The 21,328-nt window shown below is 59.4% G+C and carries 19 protein-coding genes; 2 read left to right on the top strand and 17 right to left on the bottom strand.

What is annotated here, in order from left to right; all coding sequences use genetic code 11:
* Positions 1–22: 22 nt before the first annotated feature.
* Complete coding sequence (flhB, locus tag U1H99_RS04110; RefSeq protein WP_323140481.1) at positions 23–1,216, bottom strand: flagellar biosynthesis protein FlhB; 1,194 nt, start codon at positions 1,214–1,216, stop codon at positions 23–25.
* Positions 1,217–1,546: 330 nt separating this feature from the next.
* Between flhB and U1H99_RS04105 the strand changes: the two genes are divergently transcribed.
* A complete protein-coding gene (locus U1H99_RS04105; protein WP_323140480.1) occupies positions 1,547–1,831 on the top strand; it encodes a hypothetical protein in 285 nt (94 codons plus the stop codon).
* A gap of 73 nt (positions 1,832–1,904) precedes the next feature.
* On the opposite strand, the gene U1H99_RS04100 is transcribed toward U1H99_RS04105, so the two are convergent.
* From U1H99_RS04100 to U1H99_RS04045, 12 genes are all read right to left on the bottom strand, one after another.
* Positions 1,905–3,368: a phosphomannomutase gene (locus U1H99_RS04100; RefSeq protein WP_323140479.1), complete on the bottom strand. Its 1,464-nt coding sequence runs from the start codon at positions 3,366–3,368 to the stop codon at positions 1,905–1,907.
* A gap of 5 nt (positions 3,369–3,373) precedes the next feature.
* Positions 3,374–3,550: a hypothetical protein gene (locus U1H99_RS04095; RefSeq protein WP_323140478.1), complete on the bottom strand. Its 177-nt coding sequence runs from the start codon at positions 3,548–3,550 to the stop codon at positions 3,374–3,376.
* Positions 3,532–6,366, bottom strand: a complete 2,835-nt coding sequence (locus U1H99_RS04090) for a YjbH domain-containing protein (protein ID WP_323140477.1) — start codon at positions 6,364–6,366, stop codon at positions 3,532–3,534. The genes U1H99_RS04095 and U1H99_RS04090 overlap by 19 nt, the downstream gene beginning before the upstream one ends.
* 107 nt (positions 6,367–6,473) lie before the next feature.
* The gene (rfbC, locus tag U1H99_RS04085) at positions 6,474–7,025 is read right to left on the bottom strand and encodes a dTDP-4-dehydrorhamnose 3,5-epimerase (RefSeq protein ID WP_323140476.1); all 552 of its coding nucleotides are present in this window, start codon (positions 7,023–7,025) and stop codon (positions 6,474–6,476) included.
* 11 nt (positions 7,026–7,036) lie between these two features.
* Complete coding sequence (rfbA, locus tag U1H99_RS04080; protein ID WP_323141208.1) at positions 7,037–7,906, bottom strand: glucose-1-phosphate thymidylyltransferase RfbA; 870 nt, start codon at positions 7,904–7,906, stop codon at positions 7,037–7,039.
* 17 nt (positions 7,907–7,923) lie between these two features.
* Positions 7,924–8,820 carry a dTDP-4-dehydrorhamnose reductase gene (gene rfbD / locus U1H99_RS04075; RefSeq protein ID WP_323140475.1) on the bottom strand — a complete coding sequence of 299 codons (897 nt, stop codon included), beginning with the start codon at positions 8,818–8,820 and terminating at the stop codon, positions 7,924–7,926.
* Positions 8,810–9,868, bottom strand: a complete 1,059-nt coding sequence (gene rfbB, locus U1H99_RS04070) for a dTDP-glucose 4,6-dehydratase (protein WP_323140474.1) — start codon at positions 9,866–9,868, stop codon at positions 8,810–8,812. The genes rfbD and rfbB overlap by 11 nt, the downstream gene beginning before the upstream one ends.
* A gap of 246 nt (positions 9,869–10,114) precedes the next feature.
* On the bottom strand, positions 10,115–11,176 hold the full coding sequence (locus U1H99_RS04065; RefSeq protein ID WP_323140473.1) for a glycosyltransferase family protein: 1,062 nt from the start codon (positions 11,174–11,176) through the stop codon (positions 10,115–10,117).
* Positions 11,166–11,963 (bottom strand): glycosyltransferase family 2 protein, encoded by a 798-nt coding sequence (locus U1H99_RS04060; protein ID WP_323140472.1) that lies wholly within the window; start codon positions 11,961–11,963, stop codon positions 11,166–11,168. Before U1H99_RS04060 ends, U1H99_RS04065 begins: the two co-directional genes overlap by 11 nt.
* The gene (locus tag U1H99_RS04055) at positions 11,960–12,988 is read right to left on the bottom strand and encodes a glycosyltransferase (RefSeq protein ID WP_323140471.1); all 1,029 of its coding nucleotides are present in this window, start codon (positions 12,986–12,988) and stop codon (positions 11,960–11,962) included. The genes U1H99_RS04060 and U1H99_RS04055 overlap by 4 nt, the downstream gene beginning before the upstream one ends.
* A gap of 55 nt (positions 12,989–13,043) precedes the next feature.
* On the bottom strand, positions 13,044–14,309 hold the full coding sequence (locus tag U1H99_RS04050) for a hypothetical protein (protein ID WP_323140470.1): 1,266 nt from the start codon (positions 14,307–14,309) through the stop codon (positions 13,044–13,046).
* A gap of 281 nt (positions 14,310–14,590) precedes the next feature.
* Positions 14,591–15,868 carry an acyltransferase family protein gene (locus U1H99_RS04045; protein WP_323140469.1) on the bottom strand — a complete coding sequence of 426 codons (1,278 nt, stop codon included), beginning with the start codon at positions 15,866–15,868 and terminating at the stop codon, positions 14,591–14,593.
* A 281-nt stretch (positions 15,869–16,149) separates the two neighbouring features.
* Here U1H99_RS04045 and U1H99_RS04040 point away from each other — a divergent pair, with 281 nt between their 5' ends.
* Positions 16,150–16,944, top strand: a complete 795-nt coding sequence (locus tag U1H99_RS04040) for an SGNH/GDSL hydrolase family protein (RefSeq protein WP_323140468.1) — start codon at positions 16,150–16,152, stop codon at positions 16,942–16,944.
* Between the two features lie 64 nt (positions 16,945–17,008).
* Here the strand turns inward: U1H99_RS04040 and U1H99_RS04035 are convergent, their stop codons facing one another.
* From U1H99_RS04035 to wzx, 4 genes are all read right to left on the bottom strand, one after another.
* Complete coding sequence (locus tag U1H99_RS04035; protein WP_323140467.1) at positions 17,009–17,974, bottom strand: glycosyltransferase; 966 nt, start codon at positions 17,972–17,974, stop codon at positions 17,009–17,011.
* Positions 17,958–18,884: an NAD-dependent epimerase/dehydratase family protein gene (locus U1H99_RS04030; protein WP_323140466.1), complete on the bottom strand. Its 927-nt coding sequence runs from the start codon at positions 18,882–18,884 to the stop codon at positions 17,958–17,960. The genes U1H99_RS04035 and U1H99_RS04030 overlap by 17 nt, the downstream gene beginning before the upstream one ends.
* A 15-nt stretch (positions 18,885–18,899) precedes the next feature.
* Entirely contained in the window at positions 18,900–19,862 is a 963-nt protein-coding gene (locus U1H99_RS04025) for a glycosyltransferase family 2 protein (RefSeq protein ID WP_323140465.1), read from the bottom strand.
* 62 nt (positions 19,863–19,924) lie between these two features.
* Positions 19,925–21,325: an O-unit flippase-like protein gene (gene wzx, locus U1H99_RS04020; protein WP_323140464.1), complete on the bottom strand. Its 1,401-nt coding sequence runs from the start codon at positions 21,323–21,325 to the stop codon at positions 19,925–19,927.
* Positions 21,326–21,328: the final 3 nt, after the last annotated feature.

The raw sequence follows: 21,328 nt of genomic DNA, 5'->3' as shown, positions 1-21,328 counted from the left end.
ACCGCCCTATTTCATCGCTGCGTCACTGCAGGTTGCCCGGCGGCTTGTTACCGGGTGGCTCATTGGCACGCTGCGAGGCCGGATTGAACGGGTCGAGCTCCGGCGGTACCGGCAGTTTTTGCGGACGGTCAGGATACTGGTCGGTCGTGCCCTTGGTGTAGGCGCGCAGCTGGTAGACGTAGGCCAGCACCTCGGCCACCGCCGAGTACAGCGCTTCCGGGATCTCGTCGTCGATGTCGGTGTGCTTGTAGAGCGCACGCGCCAGCGCCGGCGCTTCCAGCAGCGCCACCTTGTTCTCTTTCGCGATCTCGCGGATCTTGGCTGCGACCTCGTCGGTACCCTTGGCCACCACGCGCGGTGCGCCGCGCTGCCCTTCCCCGTACTTCAGCGCCACCGCGAAGTGGGTCGGGTTGGTCACGACGACGTCCGCGGTCGGCACGTTCGACATCATGCGCTTGCGCGCCATCTCGCGCTGCAACTGGCGGATCTTGCCCTTGATTTGCGGATTGCCGTCCGATTCCTTGGATTCCTGGATGACTTCCTGGCGCGTCATTTTCAGTTTGTTGGCGTAATGCCACAGCTGATAGGGACCATCCAGGATCGCGATCGCACCGAGCGCACCGACCATGGTGAGAAAGGCCTTGGCGATCAGGCTGCCCAGGTGCGGCGCGGCGGTACCGAAGGGCTCGGCCGCCAAACCGATCACGGCATCCTTTTGGCTGATCACGATGTACCAGGCCACGGCGCCGACCAGTAGCGCCTTGGCGACCGCCTTCAGCAGTTCGACCAGCGAATGCGTCGACACCATGTTGCCGAGTCCGCGCATGGGGTTGAGCTTGCCGAAATTCGGCATGAAGGACTTGGCGCTGAAATTCCAGCCGCCGATCAGCATCGGCGAGGCCAGCATCACCAGGATGATGGCGCCGGCCAGCGGCAGGCAGGCCAGCAGGATGCTGATGAAATCGGCGGTTACGCGCTCGATCAGCACGGCCGGGTTGTAGATCTGTTCGCGGTCGAGCGACAGCCCATGCTCCACCACGGCGGAAAGCTTCGCGACCAGGCTGTCGCCCGTCACCCACAGCCCGGCGCCGGCCGTCATCAGCACGGTGAACGTGCCGATCTCGCGCGAACGCGGTATGTCGCCTTCCTTGCGCGCCTGGTCGAGGCGCCGCTGTGACGCTGGTTCGGTCTTTTCTGCGTTGCTGGCTTCCGCCATCCTGGAACTCCGGTGGTCCGGCTAAGGGGCCGGTTTATATTACAGTGGAATTATTCCAGATCCGGCAGCACGGCTGTAAGTCGAACAAAAGGCAAATGTGACGTCAAATCGACGACGAATGGGGAGGTCTGTGACAAAACGTGACAGTATTTGGAAATATTTACTGTACACTAATGTGTTGCGGACAAGTGGAAAAGTCATCACACTTAACGCAGGAGTTGCCGGTTCGGCAGGCCTATAGTGAGCTGAAGCAATATCTTGGTTGCTATAATAGCTAAGCAATAGATTATTGCTGCAGATGTCCCTTCAATTGAAACAAAGGATCTCAACATGAAAAAAATTCTCGTCACCGGCGCTATCCTGAGCATGCTGTCGGCACAAGTGTTCGCACAAGAAGCTGCTACCACCGCTTCGGGCCAGAGCGGCACCGCATCGACCGCATCGACCGGCACCGCAGCTGGCACCAGCTCGACCGGCGGCTTCTTCGGCGGCACCACCATCGGTGGCCTGTCGACCGGCGCTGCTGTCGCCATCGGCGTGGCTGTGGCTGCTGTTGCTGTTGCTGCTTCGGACAGCGACTCGACCACCAACCACTCGACCACCACCCACCATTAATTATCGACGGGACGCATATGCGTTCCAGCGATGTTGGTTGGAAGTGAAAACGGCTGCCTCGGCAGCCGTTTTTTTATACGTGTGATGCGCGCGCTGTCTCAGAGATACGTGCGAGACAGGCTTGGCATAGTGCCTCGGCAACTTCCTGGCTGGATGCTTCGGCGTAGCAGCGCAGCTCGGGTGCATTGCCGGATGGGCGCAGGTGCACGATATCACCGTTGGTAAAAGTGACATGAAGGCCGTCGGTGGTATCGACGTGTGCAAGCTGCCCTGACTGCGGTGCCAGTAGCAGAGTGACCTGGGCCGGCTCCTGTGACAGGCGCGCGATCAGGTCGCGGCTCAGCTCCGTCGCAAAATTCTGCAAGCGGTCGCTGGCCGTGAAACGCGGCGGCAAGTCGCGCGCGACTTCCGACACCCGGCATCCTCGGTCGCGGACCAGACCCAGCACCGCCACGATCGGCAGTACCGCATCGCGCGTGGGCAAGGCCTTCAATACGGTGCCATGGCGGGCAATGTCGCTTCCGAGCAGGAAGCCGCCATTGGCTTCGTAGCCTGCGACAATCGCCTCCTTTCCGTGTACCGCGGCAGCCTGCTCCATCCCGGCGATGACAAACGGCGAACCGATGCGGGTACGGATGACCTCCTTGAACCGAGCGCAACGTTCGACAGCGGTATTGCTGCTAACCGGAGTGACGACGTAGTCGGCAGCCAGGTACTGGCTGCAGAGAATGCCGACGATGTCGCCGCGCAGCCACCTGCCCTGCTCGTCTCCGATCAGCGGCCGGTCCGCATCGCCGTCGGTCGAGACGATGGCATCGAAGGTATGCTCCTGCGCCCAGCGCGCGGCGCGCTCGATGTCTTCTGCGCGTACGGCCTCGGTATCGATCGGCACGAATTCATCGGTGCGACCCAGCGCCAGCACACTGGCGCCAAGTGCTTCGAGAATGGTGCGCAGGATGTCGCGTGCAACGCTGGAATGCTCATATATTGCAATGCGCATCCCTGCCAAGGCCTGATCGCCGAACATGTTCAGATAACGCTGCACGTAAGCCTCCGCAGCCCCCTCAGTCGTTGCCGGCGGGGGCGGTGTCGCGCTCGCCGTAGCAAGGGCAGGCACATCGACGACGGCGTCCAGCATGGCTTGTTCGTCCTCCTTCGAAATTTCGCCGTCGGCGCGGTAAAACTTGATGCCGTTGCGGTCGAACGGAATATGGCTGCCGGTGACGACGATTGCCGGTGCGCCGTGCTTGGCGGCATAGTAGGCGATTGCCGGGGTGGGCAAGGCGCCGACGAACAGGACTTGCTTGGCGGCGTCGCGCACCGCACGCGCACAAGCGGCGGCGATTGCCGGGCTGCTTGGCCGCAGGTCGTGACCAAGTACCACGGTGCCGGCAGCTGACGCTACAGCACACAGGAAAGCTTGCACGTAGGCGTAACAGACCTCGTCGCTCATGCTGGAAACAAGGCCACGGGCGCCGCTGGTGCCGAACTGGACACCAGACATGGCAACGATGTGCCGAAGAGTAGTGATTGCCATCGATCTTATCTGGATTGGTTATTCGAAAGTGCTGCACTGGCAAACGAGTTGCCTTCAGCAGCCTTGCTGGCCGAATACAGGCTGGTCTCGCGGAAGGCCGGGTCTTCCTTGCCGAACGAGCCGTAGACGTTGTCGGTCGACGTGGCTTTCGCGGACTGCTTCGTCAGTAAGTTCCACTCCACGACATGCTGACCGACTTCGGCCCGGGAGCGACTGCAAACCCGGACCTGCTATTGTCACGCTGTGTATGCCATAACCAACTGCCGACGACATAGCCTAGCGCACTGCCGGCGACGACGTCGGACACCCAGTGCTGGCGTCCTGCGGTGCGTCCAAGCGAGCCGACCGCCGCCACGCCATACAACCATGGCGCGTCGTATTCCTGGGCAAACGGCGTGACTGCGGCGAATGCCACGGTGGCGTGATTCGACGGGAACGACGCATCCGAACGGTTGGGACTGCGGCTCCACTGTCCGAGCTCGTCGCGAGGACGGGCACGGTTGACCAGATTTTTCGTGGCCATCGACAATGCCGCAGCACCCACCACCGATTCGAGCGAGATGATGCCCAGGTTCTGCATGCGCGAATCGCCGAAGGCGACCGCGCCCGCCGCCGCACCGGCGAGCACGAGAGGCGTCGCCTTGCCGACGTTATTCCAGGCCTTCGTGATGCCTGCGCCGGCATGCTTCTTCATGAAACGGTCGACAGGCTTGTCCAGCAAAGCGCTGCCCAGGATCGCGCCGCCGGCGACGGCGCTACCCTTGGCCCATTGCGGCAGCGTCGGCGTGTTGGAGAACGATTGCTCCACGCGCCAGCGGAACTCCGGCCAGGGATTATTGAGCGGACGTACCGGGGGATTCACTTCCGGCAGGTTCTGCTCGTCACTGCGCTCAGCGAAGTTGCCGAGACCGTCGTACAGGGTCAGGGCACGCCGTGGCTGTTCCATCAGGTTGTATAGGTCGCCCGGACTGGCTACCATCTGGCCGACGTCGCGGGTCCATGGCGACAGCGCAACGCCTGCGATCGCCTGGGAGTCCTGAGGCAACATGATATTCAATGGCACCGACAGGAACACGCCTTTGTCGTGGTAAGGATTGGTCGGGCTGCCGGGGTTCGTGATGTCCTTGCCGTTGGTCCGGGTGTACCAGATACCGAGCTCCATGCCGGACTGGAAGCGCCGCTTGAATTCGACGCGTACGCCTTCGTCCTTGGCCAGGAAACGGCCGGCACGCGCGGTTGCAGTGATGTCGTACGGAAGCTTGTAGTGCAGCGCGCCGATTGCGGTAACCGTCTTGTAGTCGAGTTTGTCGAACCAGCCCTTGTACCCGCGCTGTTGCAAAGCGTCGATCGAGATATCCGCTGCCCAACGGCTGTCCTTTGGAAGGTACAGGGCCTGGCCGCCGACACCGCGGTACATCTCTTCGTAAAAGCCGCCGGATGCACGCAGGTAAACGCGCTCGGTGGGCATGATGTATTTATTGACGAGCAAACGGTTCAGCTTGAGACGATCGCCGCGCTTGTACTCTGCCACATCGGTACGCACGTGCGGCAGCAAGCTGTTCGACTTTTGCGTTACGCCGGACACGTTTTCGAGCACACTCAGCGAGAGATCGCTGTCCAGGTAAAGGCCTTGCGCGAGGCGGCGATCATAATTGATGGCGGCCCACAGTTCGTAGCGCAGCGCGCCACTCGGGTCATTGAAAAAGAACGAGGTCTTCGGCACGACCCGGAAACGGTTCGCCTCGCGGTCCTCGGAGCTGACTTGCACCATTTCTCCGTCGTGTCCTACCCGGACACCGATCGCACCATCGCCCTTGATCTCGCTGTACAGTTCCTGATCCTCGCGCGCCCGGTCATCCGGTACGGCATAACGCACCAGCACGGTCGACCGAAACGCTTCACGGTCGGCCAGGCCGGTCAAGTAATCGCTCAGGCGCTGCAGGTCGTGGAATTCATAAGTAGCGATGGGCTGCTCGAGCCTGGTGTAGGTGATCTGGAGGCTGCGCGTTCCCTCAGGCGCGAAAGCGAGTGCGGTGCGCGCTGCACGCCCGACGGCGCGGCCGGTATTCGAGATCCGGCTATTGGTCAACGCGATCTTCAGCGAGGCACCATCCATGTCGACGCGGACGTTCTTGAAATCCTGCTTCACGAGCGCCGCGACCAGTGCGGCAGCATAGCCAGGGTTTTCGCGCCATTCAGCCACCGAACCGCGCGGCGGTGCATCCTTGGCCTGGTAAGGCGCCGGCTCCAGGAATTTAGGAATGAATTCGCGTTCGGCAAAAGGAATGCTGAGGTACGCGTTGGCGCTGAAATGGTCGCGATGGCGGGCAACCTGAGCTCCGAGCCAACCCCAGCGGTATTCAAGACCAATTGCAGGACCTTTGTCACGGCGTCCCGCAGCCGTTTCGGCCGCACGGAAATCGCGCTTGTAATCGTTGGCATCGTATTCGGCCACGACCGCCCAGCGTGGCGCGAACAGCGGCACCCAACGGATGCCGGCGAACACGCCGTCGGGCCGGCCGTGGCCGTAACCGATGCTGGCTTCCATGTTGCGGTTGCTGCCCAAGGTTTTAGTAGCGACGATATAACTGCCCTTGAACAATTCGGTACCGAACAGGTCGGTCTTGCCGACCGCGATGTTCGGCAGCCATTCCGTCTCTTCCCAGAGACGGACTTTGGCATCGAAGACCTTGTCCTTGTAGCGCCCGTACTGACTGCCGTACTGTCCGGCTTCATTGGTAAAGCCCGGGATACCGTTGATCGAAACGTAGCGTCCGGTTACCTGGAGAAATGGCAGCAATGTCGACGTTGCCCAGAAACTGCCGTAAGGACGGTCGTAACTGTAGCCGGTGCTGAACGTACCGTCCGGCTCGACCCATGCGCTGGGCATGTTGATGTAGCCCGACTGGCCCTGGGTCGAGGGGGTCGTGGCGAGTGCATTGGCGGCGCTCAGTACGAGCCAGCCATAGCACGAATATTTGAAAGAACTTTTAAGCACTGTTGATACCAAAATATGCCGAGCGTGAACGTGCTCAGGAAACGACAGATCGGGAAAGGCGAGGCATGGGCGCCTGCCGGCGAACCCGGCAGGCTAACCTGGGATAGTCAGTCGAACAGGTCGGCGCTGGACAGGGGCTTGCCGGCCGCATCCTTGGCAGCCAGCTGCGGTTCGAAATCGATCGGCCATTCGATACCGACTTCCGGATCATTCCACAGCAGGCTGCGCTCGTGTTCCGGGAACCAGGTGTCAGTGGTCTTGTAGAGAAACTCGGCAGTTTCCGAGAGGACGACGAAACCGTGTGCGAAGCCGGGAGGAATCCACATTTGATGATGGTTTTCTGCAGTCAGCATCTGCCCGACCCAGCGTCCGAAAGTCGGTGACGCACGGCGCAGATCGACAGCGACGTCAAATACCGCGCCCTGCACTACCCGAACCAGCTTGCCTTGCGGACGCTGGATCTGATAGTGCAACCCGCGCAACACGCCTTTGCCCGACTTGCTGTGATTGTCCTGGACAAAATTGACGTCCAGTCCGGTAACCTGCGCAAAATCATGCGTGTTGAAACTCTCGAAAAAGAAACCGCGGGCGTCGCCGAAGACTTTGGGTGTCAGCACCAGTACGTCGGGAATGGCGGTTGGAGTAACGGTGTAGGGCATGCTTTACAACCTCATTTCAGCAAATTCAACAGATAGTGCCCGTATCCGTTCTTCGACAACGGCGTGGCCAGTTTCTGCAGGGCTGAAGCGTCGATCCAGTTTTGACGGTATGCAATTTCTTCAGGGCAGGCAACCTGCAAGCCCTGACGCTTCTGCAGCGTCGCGATGAAACTCGCTGCTTCCAGCAGGCTGTCATGCGTACCGGTATCGAGCCATGCATAACCACGGCCCATGATTTCGACGTCCAGCTTGCCCCGCTCCAGATAGCATCTGTTGACGTCAGTGATCTCAAGCTCGCCGCGGGCCGATGGCTTGATGTCCGCAGCGATCGAGCAGACATCGTTGTCGTAGAAATACAGGCCAGTGACAGCGTAATTCGATTTCGGCACGGCAGGCTTTTCCTCGATGCTGAGGGCGCGCTGGTTGCCGTCGAACTCGACGACACCGTAACGTTCCGGATCGTGGACGTGATACGCAAACACGGTCGCGGCGTCGGTCCGCTCGTTGGCGCTGTACAACTGCTTGACTAGGTCATGACCGTAGAAGATGTTGTCACCCAGCACGAGCGCACTTGGATCATTGCCGACGAAGTCCTTGCCAATGATGAAGGCTTGCGCCAGCCCGTCCGGACTCGGCTGGACGGCGTACTGGATGTTCATGCCCCACTGGCTGCCGTCGCGCAACAGTTCGGCGAAGCGCGGCGTGTCGTGCGGCGTACTGATGATCAGCACATCACGGATACCGCTCAGCATCAGCGTGCTGAGTGGGTAATAGATCATCGGCTTGTCATATACCGGCATGAGCTGTTTGCTCACGGCCTGTGTCACTGGATAAAGCCGGGTACCCGAACCACCCGCGAGGATAATGCCTTTGCGTTTAATATTTGACATTTTTTTATTCAGAATATTTGTTGCAGGACCTGACGAACGCCTTCTTGCCAATGCGGCAAATGGAGTCCGAACGTCTCCCGGAAACGCGACGTGTCGAGCCTGGAATTGGCCGGGCGTTTTGCCGGGGTCAGGTAATCGGCGGTAGCAAGCGGCGCCACCGCTTCCGGCGTCGCTTTCAGCGGCTTGCCCGCCGCCAGTGCCTCGCCGATCACGAATTTTGCGTAATCACACCAGCTGGTGTGTCCGCCGGCGACCACATGATAGGTGCCATATGGGAAAACCTCGCTGCTGCGCTGGTGTTGGCGCACCAGGTGGGCCGTCAGGTCCGCCAGTAGTGCCGCCGACGTGGGCGCCCCGAACTGATCGGCCACCACGGTCAGGCGCTCGCGCTCCGCAGCCAGGCGCAACATGGTCTTAGCAAAGTTGCCGCCATGAGCACCGACCACCCAGCTGGTGCGCAGGACCAGATGGCGCGGGTTGGCTGCAGCCAATGCCTTCTCGCCGTCGAGTTTGCTTTGCCCATAGACGCTTTGCGGATCCGGCGTGTCCTCTTCCGCATACAGGCCGTCCTTGCCGCCGTTGAACACATAATCGGTCGAGTAATGGATGACGAAAGCGCCCAGCTTGGCCGCTTCCTCCGCGAGCACCTGCGGTGCCTGGGTGTTGACGGCGAAAGCGGTCGCAGTGTCGGACTCGGCCTTATCCACCGCGGTATAGGCCGCCGGGTTGACGATGACGTCGGGTGCGACGCTGCGCACGAGTTGCCGGATCGCGTCCGGCTGCGCCAGGTCGCAATCGGCATGGTCGACCGCGACCACCTCTCCCAGCGGCGCCAGCGCGCGCTGGAGTTCGAAGCCGACCTGGCCGTTTTTGCCGGTAACGAGGATCTTCAATTCAGGCTCCATACTGGACGCCGAGCCACTCGCGGTAGGCACCGCTGGTGACGTTCTGCACCCACGCCTGGTTGTCGAGGTACCACTGCACGGTTTTGCGGATGCCGGTTTCGAAGGTTTCCGCAGGCTTCCAGCCGAGTTCGCGCTCGAGCCTGGAAGCATCGATCGCGTAGCGGCGGTCGTGGCCCGGACGGTCGGTGACGAAGGTGATCTGCGTCTTGTACGACTGACCGTCACTGCGCGGGCTCAGCTCGTCCAGGATCTCGCACAGGGTATGGACGACATCGAGATTGGCTTTCTCGTTCCAACCGCCAACGTTGTACACTTCGCCGACCTGGCCCGCCTCGAGGACACGGCGGATCGCCGAGCAATGGTCTTTGACATACAGCCAATCACGGATCTGCTGGCCGTCGCCGTAGATGGGCAGAGGCTTGCCGGCAAGCGCGTTGTGGATGCACAGCGGAATCAGCTTCTCAGGGAAGTGATATGGGCCATAGTTGTTGGAGCAATTCGTGGTCAGGACCGGCAGACCGTAAGTGTGGTGGTATGCGCGCACCAGATGGTCGCTGGCCGCCTTGCTCGCCGAGTACGGGCTGTTGGGTTCATAACGGTTGGTCTCGCGGAAGGCAGGATCTTCCTTGCCGAGTGAACCGTAGACCTCGTCGGTCGACACGTGCAGGAAGCGGAAGGCAGCCTTGTCAGTATCGTTCAGGCCGCTCCAGTAAGCGCGAACGGCTTCCAGCAGGTGAAACGTGCCGACCACATTGGTCTGGATAAAGTCCTCCGGACCGTGAATGCTGCGGTCGACATGGCTTTCGGCAGCGAAATTCACAACCGCACGTGGCTTGTGTTCTGCCAGCAGACGCCGGATCAGCTCTGCATCGCCGATGTCGCCCTTGACGAAAATATGGTTCGGGTTGCCGCGCAGGCTTTCGAGATTTTCCAGATTGCCGGCATAAGTCAGCTTGTCCAGATTAACAACGGACTCATCGCTATCGCGAAACCAGTCGAGAACGAAGTTGCTGCCGATAAACCCGGCAGTTCCGGTTGTCAAAATCATACTTTGCTCCAATATATAAGGGACGGCCTTGGGAATCGCGCTGACAAAATCAGAAATCGTTGATGACCGACAAAACAACAATTTTACTTTGAGTATTAGTTGAACGCGTGACATTTTCCAAAAAAACAAACCTAATGCGGTTTATTTCCGTGCAAAACAGTCACGGTCACGGTGTGGAACGGCACTGGACGCAGTCCAGTGCCGCTTGATGTAAACGAAGGTGCAGGGTGATTATAGGTCGAGGTCCTAACGCCGCCCTACCGGGCCTGGGGCCGGCGCAGCGTGAAGTGCACTCCAGAGGCCGTTCAACGCGTTGATCCCCGCCTTCGGGCCGACTTTCAGGAAGCGCTTCAGCGCAATTGCAGCGCCTGAGGCGACCGCGCCCATTGCCGGCACCAGGCCGCACTGGCGCCCGAACAGCACGCGCGAACGGATCGAATGATAGTCGGCGAGCGCATTCCAGGCCTGCGGCCTGTCGAAGGCACCCGTCGTCGCCCCGCCCTTGTGCTTGACGACCGCGCGGGTGGCAATCGGCACCCGTGGAATACCGAGACGCTGCATCAGTGCAACTTCTTCGAAGTACAGAAAATAGCGCTCGTCAAATAGATCCTGTCCTTGCAGTAGGCTTGAATGCAGGAGAAAGGATGCACCTACCGGATAATCCGCATAGGTGATTTCGCTGCTTGCCTGGAGCCGTTCGAGCGGCTCCCCTTCGCACAGATGCCTGGCCAGCAGCGCCGGCTTCGACATCGCGGCCCCGCAGGCCTGGACCCGGTCAGGGCGATCCAGATCGACCAGTACGGTACCGATCAGGGCCGGCAGGCGCTGTCTGTCGCTCAGATCCTTCAATACCGATAGGCAATCCGGCAAGACTTCGGCATCGCTATTCAATATCCATAAATAGCCTTGGAAGCCCCGCTTCCATAATTCCCGCACGCCGACGTTGTTTCCGGCACCAAATCCGCCGTTTCGCTCGGACCGGATCAGGATCAGCCTGAGCGCCGGAGCGGAATCAGCCTGTTGCAAACAGACTTGCCCAAGTGTGTCGCCGGCGCCGCCGGCGCAGGTCGCCGGCGCCGTCTTGTACCCTTCGTAATGCCGGGTCAGATGCTGCCACGAATCGTTGGGCGAGCCGTTGTCCACGACGACGACATAAGCTGGCGCGACGGCCGACTGCTCGATTGACTTGATGCACTGGATGGTGTCTTGCCACCCCTTGTAATTGACCACGACCGCAGCCACGTTGCCGGCCACGCGCCCCGTAAACGGAAGTGCGGCGTCAAGTTGTTCAGGCAGCTTAGCTGACATCGTTCGAGCGCTGTTCGATGGCATCGTAGCCGTTGCTGGCGACAGCCAGCTTCCAGAACGGCGCAGACATCCACACGCGCAGCAGACTGGAGATGTGCCAGCGCAAATGCTTCATTGAACGATGGCTGTCGCGTTGGGCATCGTGTATGACCAGTACGTTCTTCATGAGGTCTGTCGTGTAGCCGGCCAGGTAAGTCCTGAGGCACAGGTCGTAATCTTCGCAGTACAGGAACAGGCGCTCGTCGAAGCCGCCGAGCTTCCTGTAGGCTTGCGCGTTAACGACCATGCACATCCCGGCGACCCAATAGAAACGCCGGCCCTGCTTCGATGGCCCGTCCGGCGCATAGGGTTCGCGCTTGCCGAGTACCCTAAGCGCAAGCGACAGCGGACTCAGGTTGACGCGAACCGAATCTTCCATGCCGCCATGGGAATTGCCGACCAGGGGCGCCCGGATACCTTCGCCTGCCCCTGGTAGGCCGGCGATCATGTGCCGGACCAGCGTGGGCTCGGGCAAGCGGATGTCCGGGTTGAGGACGATGAACCACGGCGAATCGCAATACTTGAACGCTGCATTGTGGTTGGCGCCAAAGCCTTTGGGGCTGGCATTATGGATCAGCGTGATGGAAAGCAACGGGAAATCGGCAGGATCGAGCTGCTCACCTGCCAAGTTCAAGGTAATGACGATACGGCATTCTTTAATTTGCTGCTGACCAGACAGGTCCTTGAGCAAGGCGCGCAGCAGCGCGCCATGTCCATGGCTGACGATGGAGATTGTCGCGGCTGTCATTTGGACGTCCTTCCAGCCTGGGCGCGCGGTGTGGTTGATGCATTTTCGTTTTTACTCATATCTTGGGGCAATTCGGTAATCTGAGAGAGCAATTCGGGCCGTACCAGGCCACCCTTCTCGTATAGCGACGAGAAAAGCTCGCGATAGGCGGCAGCAACGTCGGCAAAGCTGCGCTTCGGTGGCGGCCGGTGAGGTGTCCAGTCGCCTTTGCGCGCGAACGCACGGTCCAGCGCGTCGACTAACGCGCCCTCATCAGTGGGGGGGAAAAACTCGACCATCCCTTCGTAGAATTCGCGATGGACCGGAATGTCCGAACAAAGCACGTTCGCACCGAGCGATATGGCTTCGGCGATCGGCAAATTATGCCCCTCTTCGAGACTCGGGCTCAGCAGAAAAAGACTTTGCTGATACAGCTTCCCGAGGTCCTGGTCGCTCAACCCCCTGGATACCGTGAGGTCCACTTTAGCGTCTTCGCAGAGGCCTTGTGCTGCCGGCGCCAAGGCGCCAACGACATGTAATGCAATCCCGCGCTTGTGGATGTCCGCAGCAATCAAGGCGCGGCAGGCAAGTTCCGTATTTTTATGTGCCAGTGCGTTCGTTACCATGAGGACAAATGGACGAATGGGCTGGTTTCCATCATCCAGTTGTCGCGCTTCATATGGCAACTCGACATGACTCGGCGAGGGAATGACGACGATCTTGGCCGGATCGACATCGTAATTGCGAAGTACTGCAGCGCGCGTGGCATGCGAAATCGTGACCACTGTCTCGGCATTGCCCAGCAGTTGCTGAGACGTCCACTGGAGCGCTGGACGACGCCAGTCGTCGGCATAGACATACTCCACGTTGATACAGTCATGAACGGTAACGACATGGTGCCTGGCTCTGATTGGTCCCCGTTGCGACGGCGACCACAACACGGCATCGGCCTGTCCTGGATAACAAAGCTCGGAAAGCCGGTCGATCACCTTGGAGCGGCCCATGGGCGTGACCTGCACTTCGCCTGGCCAGTTAATATGCTGCATGACGCTTTCGTAATATCGGCGTACGCCAAAAGAAGAGCGATACGCAGCGATCCCGTTAACTATTAACTTCATTTTCCAATATTCGTCGATTGGGTAATAATTTCGCCATGCGAGACAGGAATCCTTGCTTGCGCTGTCTCAGCATGAAGACCGTCAGTACCAGAACACCTGTCGGCGTGAAATAGCCGGCACCGCGAAGCACGAGTTCGAGCAGATAGCCGAGAATGACGGAAGCGCAAAATATCTGGATGGGCGTTTCGAACCGGCGGCCGCTGACGACCGAACGAAGCATTTTGAACGCGCCAAATGCGACGGCAATGTACCAAGCACACAACGCAGCCCCCAGAATACCAAACTCGCATACGAGCTTCGCCATGTTGAAGCCGCCGTCGAGAAGGTTCAGTTCACTGCCTGTAATGGCGTGGATCAGGTCCGCCGCGCTGACTGCGGTGCCACTCAAACCAAGTTGCTGAAACCCCCGCCCCAGCCCATGTGTCGCGGCCAGTGACTCGTCGATAAGTTGCCAGCCCTGCAAATAAACGAGACTCGAAAGATTTTGTACATCTCCCGAAAAATCGACTCGCTCCAGGTAATAGCTCAGGTCAAGCGCCAACAGGACGGGCAACAGGAGCACTGCAAACATGATCAGGTGTTTGCGGCGTAAGGTAATGGACGCTGCGAAAAGGCAGCCGACCAGGAAGGTCAGGTTCTGTAGCATCAGGGCTTCAAACAGCGCAATGCCGATATAGAGCAAGCGCTTCCTGGGTAACGAAGATACGCACGCAAATATGAGGAAAGGTGTGGTCGCAAGCGCGAAGTGGGAGGGTTCGGTAAACGGAAAAACCGGTTTCTCGAAACTGCCGCGAAATGGCTGAAGTACGCTGATCGGCGCAGCCATGCCGAGTACAAGCAGTCCGTAAAAAAACCGGTGCATGAGCCGTTCGAAGCGCGAACTGTCCACGTCGGCAAGGAGATCGGCCAATGCCCCTGCCCCGGCAACACAAATGCCGAGCATGATAAGGGAACTCAACGCACGAACAAAATCGACTTCAACAACATATCCAGCCAGCACCAGGTGCAGCGTGACGACCAGTGCGATGACAGGAACAGATCGTAGCGCACCCGCCAGATGCAAGGTCGAGGACATACGCACGATGCCGACGAACATGGCGGCAAATGCAGCAAGCACGGTCCCGACAGCCATCGACGACGTCAAGCGAGCACCGAAGAACACCGGGGGCAATACGAAAAGCAGTATCAGCGCGGCTGTTGCCAGTTTCGAGAATGTTTTACGGCGCGGCGCTTTGCAGAAAGTATCCACGTAATTCTTACAATGCAGAAATTATAAATAACACAGGAATTTACTCGGATAAATCCGCATAATTAATAGGATGAGCACGGTCCGGACTGGAGGCTTGGCCGGCCGCGTCGATGGCAGCATACGTGTCAGCGCCTTTGAACAGCGTTGCATTTTAACCGAGGACAACTGGCATGAAGAATTTTTTGGCAAGCGTGTGAGCATCGCCACATTCCGTCCTGACCAGGTCATGCCGGGCTGCGTAGGCCAGCCGCCTCCCTTGCGGCTGAAGCGCTACCCCGCCATTAGGCTTCCCGGTGCTGCATGGCTTCGTGGTCCGTCAAGTCCACAATCCTGGTTTGCACGGCGACCTGCTGAGGCAATGTGGTCCGCTTGGGCATGTCGAGCAGATACCTTTTTATTTTGCCCTGCATCGGCACGACGAACTTCTCTTGGAACAGGACGCAACTCACGACCAGCGGGACGATGTAAAGCGGATAAACGATCAGCGCCTGCTGCATGTCCTGCCCGGCCGAGATCAGCGACGACAGCGAGGCTGACGGGGCATTGATGAAACCGGTTGCCATTTTCTCGACCTTGGCAAACAACTGGAACAGTGGAACGTGCAGGAAAAACATGGGCAGTGACGCGCTGCCGAGGCGCGCGCCCCAGTATTTCACCGTCGTGCCGACCGAAGGCGGCGCATAGGCGCATAACCACACCAGGGCAAGCGCTGCCGGAAGATACATACCGTTCTTGATGACATGGTAGTTATGCAGGCCTTCCATGCGCAGGTAGGCCGCGCCAATGAAGGTGGCGAGCACGATGGCGCCGAGTAGCGCAAGGTGCTGCCCTTGCGGCGCGAAGCTGCGGATGCGCGCAAACAGGATGCACAGGACCATACCAGAAAGAAATAAGGGCAGGCGGATCAGCGGATTGTGATGCAGGAGACCAACGGTGAACAGGTCGTTCCGGTGCAGAAGGTCGGCGATGATGCCGGGCAGGCAGAAAAACACCCCGAGGATCGCCAGGCCGAGCACTGGCGACTTCAATCGGTACAGTTTCGGCGCCACGAAGGGGAATAGCGCGTAGTAGCACGCCAGCGCCGACAGCGACCAGGATGGGCCGTTCAAAATAATATAGTAAGGATTCCAGGCATTCAGCAATGTGAAGCTTGCGACCACTGCCAGTAAAACCTCGGCCTGGTCCAGCATGCGGGTCTCGAGACCGAGCGTGTCCATCGGCACACTGATGCCGCCGCGCGCATAAATTGTCAGACATGCGGGAAGCAACGCCAGCAAAAGACCGATCAAGTGCAAAGGGTACAGCGACGAAAAACGTGCGACAAAAAAGGTTTTCTTGTTCATGTAGCGCGCGTCCTTGAGCACCACATAAACATGCGTCAGCAGGAAACCGGAAAGCACGAAAAACACCGTTGTCGCCATATTACCCAGGTCGAGCGCAGCTCCGATCCAGGTGTCGTCGAGCGTCTCGTAATGGCCGTTCAAGGTGTGGTACTGGACGATGTAGAGCGCCAGGCCGAATCGCAACCAGTTCAGCGCCCAGAATTCTTTTTCCTTCATGGTGATATTTTGTAAACTTTCAGGGGTTGTAACGGACCTGTCACCTAGTTCATTTTCAATTGACTTACAATTGCGTGGAATTTGGTGACTTTTTAGCTGCAGACTTTCTATCGAATTTGATTTATTATTAAATGCCGCGTCTTTACGCAGCTTTGATAAAAGTCGATCCTTATTATCGGCTCGCCTTAACAATGCGCCTAGGAAATGATTCTTCGGCCGTTGTTTAGTTGCAACTTTGGAGCGCTTGCATCCGCGAGTTATTGAACCTTACGTAGAAATCAATGTTAATAATTAATACAGCAGCTCAAGTACGCAGCGCTCCCGGCAACACCAATACCTTTTCCTCTCTCCTCCTGACCGGCCTGGTTGCCCTGTGCGCCAGCTTGCTCGTCGGTTGCGCCGGTGGTGGCAGTGACGCGCCGCCAAAGCCACCCGAGACAATCGATCCCTCGGTGCCTCTGGTCAGTGCGGGAACGTGGGTCGTGATGGGCTCGTCAACTGCTTCAGGCACCGGCGCAACGCCGGGCAATCGATGGACTGACCTCGTGCAGAACAGCCTGACGAGTCGCGGTGCAGTGTTCGCCAACATCGCAAAAGGCGGGACCGTCACCTATCATGGCTTGAGCGCGTCTTCCCCTGCCGTGCAGAACCGTCCAGCGCCTGATCCTGCTTTGAATATCGACCAAGCGCTGTCGCGCAATCCGGTCGTGCTGCTGGTGTCATATCCGACCAACGATATCGCGCATGGTTACAGCGTCGATGAAGCCGTTAAGAATATCCTGACGATTCGTAACACCGCACTCGAGAAAAAAGTACCGGTGCTGGTATTCTCGACCCAGCCGCGCGATCTAACGGATGCGCAACTGGCACAATTGCAGCAAATCGACGTGCAGCTTTCGAATGCCGTCGGCACTTGTTTCGTGAATGTACGCGGCCTGCTGGCCGGTGCAGATGGCCGTATTGCGCCCGTCTACAGTGCCGGCGACGGTATCCATCCCAACGACGCCGGCCATCGCGTCATTGCAGACGCCGTTCTCAAGACAATCAACAGCAAAACCTGCATCAGGATGAATTGATCGCGTGTTGTCCGGCGCGTGAAATAAACAATGGCCGCAATTGCGGCCATTGTTGTTTTATCGGCTAGGCGGAACGCCGGATACTTCCCTTGATTGCTCTCGCGCCGCTCCAGACGGCTTTGGCAAGCAAAGGCGGTATCAGACAGACCAGTTTTGCCCATTGTGGGCTGATTGGCGACGCCAGCGCAAAATCGCTGCCCAGCGCTTTGAGTTCGGCTGCGTTGAGGCCACCCGCGGCACGCAGCATCACCAGCCACTTGAGGCCGAACACGCCGGTATTGACACCGTGGGAGCGAATGATCTGATCGGCCTCGGCCGGCGAAAACAGGGCCGGAAACGATCTCACCAGGGCAGCCCAGTCGCGTACGAACACGTCGAGCGCAGTGCGTTGCCAATAACTCTTCTTTTTCTTATTGAACTGGATGGATGGCGTTCCGACCCATGCGCAGGATGCTGCATGCTGCGAGGCGAACTCGAGAATCAGCCCCAATTGCGGAAAATTCTTCCACTGCTTGCGCCGTTCTTCCGCGACCTGCAGCGACCTTGGCCGCCGTCCATAGACCGTGGCACCGGATAGCGTCAGATACCAAGCACGGTCCAGCAGAAAATCTTTCACTTCGGCACCGGAGAGCACGCGATCGCGCTGATCGGGTACATAAGCGTTTACGAAAAAGAAGTCGCGGCCGTCCCGGGTCTGTGCCAGGACCTCGCCCAAGACGCCCGGCCTCAATGACAACGAATCCCCCAGGTACCATACATAGTCGCTGTCCGGCATCGCGATCGTGGCAAAGAAGTTCCGGTCATGCCCCAGGCCCGGGACATTTCGCCGGTAGTAGATGAATTCGTACTCCATTCGCAGCGCTTCGACCATTTGCGCCGTTGCCTCATCCTTGCTGTCATCGGAGATGTACACCGGAATGGCATGTTCGCGGATTTCCGGCAGCATTTCCTTCAGGTTCTCGCACAGGATCTCGCTGCGCTGGTAGGTCGGTATCGCAAGCGCGAGCCGGGGATTAGGATGTCGTTGCATATGCCGTTTTGAAATATTTCTCTAGCCCTTCCGGCAGGTCGATCGGCCGGTATTCCACCGTGGATTGCAGCCTGGAGATGTCCAGCACGATGCTTGGCGCATCAACCTGCCGCGCCGGTTTGTACACCACATCCGCAGGCACGCCCACGATGGCTTCGATCAGTGCGATCGTCTCCTTGACCGAGGCGCCGATGCCGGAGCCGACATTGTAAGTGGCGTTCCACATGCTGCTGCCGATCAGGGCCGTGACCGCCCTTGCAAGATCGCCGACCCAGACGAAATCACGGACGATGGAACCGTCACCCCAGATCTCGATCGGCTGGCGATTGACGATCTTGTCGACAGCGACGGCGATCAGGCCCTGTTTCCGGTTCGGATTCTGGTGTGGCCCATATGGATTGGATGGCCGGACAATGAGGTAGTCCAGACCGGCCGTACGCGACACGAACTCGATGTACTGCTCGAACAGCATTTTCGAGTAGCCGTAATGATTGATCGGCTGCAGTCGGCTGCTTTCTTCGCACGGTTTGCCCGCGGTGTCGCCGTAGATGGCACCACCGGACGAGAAATAGACGTATCTGATCTTGCGCGACGCGATGTGGTTCAGCAACTGGAAGCCCGGGAGCATCATGTTCCTGAATTCGGCATCGAAGGCAGCATACTCGCTCGACGGCAGCAGGCTCGACGCCAGGTTCACCACGCAGTCGATGCCGAGCGCATCGAGGAGGCGGGCAATCGCAGCATCGTCGCCGATATCGGTCTCGTGCCGTCCGCTGACGGCCAGCGGCGCGGCGCCGGCACGACTGGCGAAAGCCCTGTCGAGCAGGTGCACGTCATGCCCGGCGTCGAGCAACGCTTCGGCGAGATTGGTGCCGAGAAATCCCGCACCGCCGATCAATAATACTTTCATGAGAGCCCGATCAGGTTAGCGGCGTGAAACGACACGCGTCAGCGAAAATACCAGGCAGCGCCAGGCAAAGACGACCAGCACCGATGAACGCGTGGCGCGCTCCCCTTCGGCGCGCCAGTCGCGGTCGATCATGAGCTTCTGCACCCTCGCCGAGGCGGACAACAGCAGGGCGTAAAAACGGGGCACGACGCCATCCTTGATCATCCTGGCCCGAAGTTCTCGCGATTTCGTGATGAAGGCGCGCCTGGTTTGCGGCACCATCGACTCGTTTTGCCGCATCCGGTACAGCCCGACCTTTTCGGAAACGATCGGAATCCGGCCGACCAATGCCACCCAGCGACACCAGAACTCGTAATCGGCGATCGGAAACCATGAGGCATCGAATCCGCCGATCGACAGGGCCAGGTCGCGGCTGATGACGATGCCAAGGGTGCCGCAGAACGGGTTGCCGAAGAAGAATTCGCGCACGCCCCGGGAGCGGGTTTCGCCCGTGCCCCGGGCCTCGACTGCCGTCAGCGATGCCGCATCGACGACGCGTCCTGCGATGGCCTCGTGCGGACGATTCTCGCGCTGGTCAAGGATGGCCACGTGGAAAGCCAGGATCGGCGGGAGTACGGCGCTGGGCTGCGCCAGGCGGGCATTCAGCTCGGCCGCAAACGCCGGCAATAGGAGGTCGTCATCGTGGAGAATGGTCACGTACTTGCCACGGGCAAGCTTGAGCCCCTGGTTCCAGTTCCCGAACATGCCGAGATTGTCGACATTCTTGTAGTAGACGAAAGGGTGGCCGGCAAAACGCGCCATTTCGCCCAAGGCCACGGCATCGTCGCCCGGGTCGTTGTCGACCACCAGCACTTCCACCGGAAAGTCGAACTTGAGAGCAAACACCGACGCAAGCGTTTCCGCCAGCAGATCGAAACGCTTGTAGGTCGGAATCGCGATCGACAGCAGGGGCGCCGCATCGCGTGCCGAGCTATCCATCAGTATCCGGCTACCGGAACCTGCAGTTTCTTGTGAGTCCATTTGATTCGAATTTGTACTGATCAGACACAGCGCGAAACGATCTTCCGCGCCCCCAGAACCAATATGTTCGAAGGGCTGAGCTCGAGGTGCCTCACCGCTTCCATCGGCCACTTCCAGTTGTTGTAGGCCAGTTGCACGATACCTTGGGCCGCTACCATACCGGCGATGCCGAACGGTTTGATCAGCAACAGGGTCAGCAAGGTGACGCCAACGCCCGATACGATGGCCGCGCCGACGAAGGGTACCTTGTTCAGCGTGGTCAGGTAGCTCGCGGCGATGCTGTGGTTCATCTCGAGCAGGAGGACGATGCCCAGCATCAGGCAAAGCGGCCAGGGCAGCAGGTGGTTGCGGCTGCCGATCATGCTAAGCACCTCGTTGCCGGCAACGACCAGTACCGTCAACCCGAGAGAGTAGAAGATCCAGCTCATCAGCAGCGTCTCGCCGAGCACTTCCGCGGCACCCTTCCGGTTATACGCAGCCTGCAGGCTGGCAAGATGGGGCAGTTGCAGCTGGCAAATCACGCTTGCCATGCCGGACAAGGCCATCAGCACGGTGACGGTGATGCCATAGCTGCCCGAGGCGGCAAGTCCTACGAAACTGGCGGCGATGAGCACGTTCCCGCGCTGGATGAGAAAGGCCCCGACCTGAACCACGCCCAGGCGGCCCGCGTTGTGCCACAGCGTGCGCAAGAGTGCTTTGTTGTTCGCGGCCGTGACCGCAGCCGTGCGCAGCCGCTCGATCAGGCCATCCTTGGTGAAGTAATGGTGGGCAGTCACCCTGCCGACCGCGGCCGACAACAGCGATGCGACGCCCAGGCCCAGCAGGCCGTAGCCCATGAGGAGCGCGCTGACGCTGAGCAGCACCATGGAGCCGCGGCTGAAGACCGTGACCTTGCTCCCTTGCGTGATGTCGCCGCGCCCCTGAAGGAAAGCATTGATATAGCCGAAGTAGAAATTGATAATCGCGCCAAGCGAAAACATGCCCCATGCAAGCAGGGACTGGGCGACGTCCTGTTGCCGCGTCAGCAAGGTCGTGATGTACAGGCTGCCGAAGAGCAGCATGACTACTGCTGCAAGTGCCGCAACGGCGCGGTACACGGTACGCGCGGCCTGCAGCAGACTGGCCAGCAGATCGACGTTGATGGCTGGAGCGCCGCCTTCCGTGCGCTCGGGCAATCCGGTCTTCACCAGCTGCTGTGCGCCGGCATACACATAGGCGGCATTGCGCGCGAAGGTCGGCTGGAACCCGAGCTCCATCAGCTGCGCAAGACCGGCCAGCGCAGAAAAGACGAACCAGAGGCCGAGATCCTCAGGGGACAGGTAACGCGCACTGATCGGCAGCAGCAACAGGCCGCCGCCCAGATTCAGCGCTTGAGCGAGATATCCCCATATCATGTCGCTCCGTGTGATTTGCCTGCCCATGCG

Origin of the sequence: Massilia phyllosphaerae (assembly GCF_034659755.1) — a bacterium.
GTDB classification, from domain to species: domain Bacteria; phylum Pseudomonadota; class Gammaproteobacteria; order Burkholderiales; family Burkholderiaceae_D; genus Telluria; species Telluria phyllosphaerae.
The sequence above is the reverse complement of the archived record's forward strand: the minus strand, read 5'-3'. Positions and strand labels throughout refer to the sequence as shown.

Excerpts from the sequence above, each read along its gene's own strand:
- U1H99_RS04025 (WP_323140465.1), bottom strand. The coding sequence starts at position 19,862 with ATGGATAGCTCGGCACGCGATGCGGCGCCCCTGCTGTCGATCGCGATT.
- U1H99_RS04060 (WP_323140472.1), bottom strand. The coding sequence starts at position 11,963 with ATGACAGCCGCGACAATCTCCATCGTCAGCCATGGACATGGCGCGCTG.
- wzx (WP_323140464.1), bottom strand. The coding sequence starts at position 21,325 with ATGGGCAGGCAAATCACACGGAGCGACATGATATGGGGATATCTCGCT.
- U1H99_RS04035 (WP_323140467.1), bottom strand. The coding sequence starts at position 17,974 with ATGCAACGACATCCTAATCCCCGGCTCGCGCTTGCGATACCGACCTAC.
- rfbB (WP_323140474.1), bottom strand. The coding sequence starts at position 9,868 with ATGATTTTGACAACCGGAACTGCCGGGTTTATCGGCAGCAACTTCGTT.
- U1H99_RS04105 (WP_323140480.1), top strand. The coding sequence starts at position 1,547 with ATGAAAAAAATTCTCGTCACCGGCGCTATCCTGAGCATGCTGTCGGCA.
- U1H99_RS04040 (WP_323140468.1), top strand. The coding sequence starts at position 16,150 with ATGTTAATAATTAATACAGCAGCTCAAGTACGCAGCGCTCCCGGCAAC.
- flhB (WP_323140481.1), bottom strand. The coding sequence starts at position 1,216 with ATGGCGGAAGCCAGCAACGCAGAAAAGACCGAACCAGCGTCACAGCGG.
- U1H99_RS04055 (WP_323140471.1), bottom strand. The coding sequence starts at position 12,988 with ATGCAGCATATTAACTGGCCAGGCGAAGTGCAGGTCACGCCCATGGGC.
- U1H99_RS04065 (WP_323140473.1), bottom strand. The coding sequence starts at position 11,176 with ATGTCAGCTAAGCTGCCTGAACAACTTGACGCCGCACTTCCGTTTACG.
- U1H99_RS04045 (WP_323140469.1), bottom strand. The coding sequence starts at position 15,868 with ATGAAGGAAAAAGAATTCTGGGCGCTGAACTGGTTGCGATTCGGCCTG.
- U1H99_RS04030 (WP_323140466.1), bottom strand. The coding sequence starts at position 18,884 with ATGAAAGTATTATTGATCGGCGGTGCGGGATTTCTCGGCACCAATCTC.
- rfbD (WP_323140475.1), bottom strand. The coding sequence starts at position 8,820 with ATGGAGCCTGAATTGAAGATCCTCGTTACCGGCAAAAACGGCCAGGTC.
- rfbC (WP_323140476.1), bottom strand. The coding sequence starts at position 7,025 with ATGCCCTACACCGTTACTCCAACCGCCATTCCCGACGTACTGGTGCTG.
- U1H99_RS04100 (WP_323140479.1), bottom strand. The coding sequence starts at position 3,368 with ATGGCAATCACTACTCTTCGGCACATCGTTGCCATGTCTGGTGTCCAG.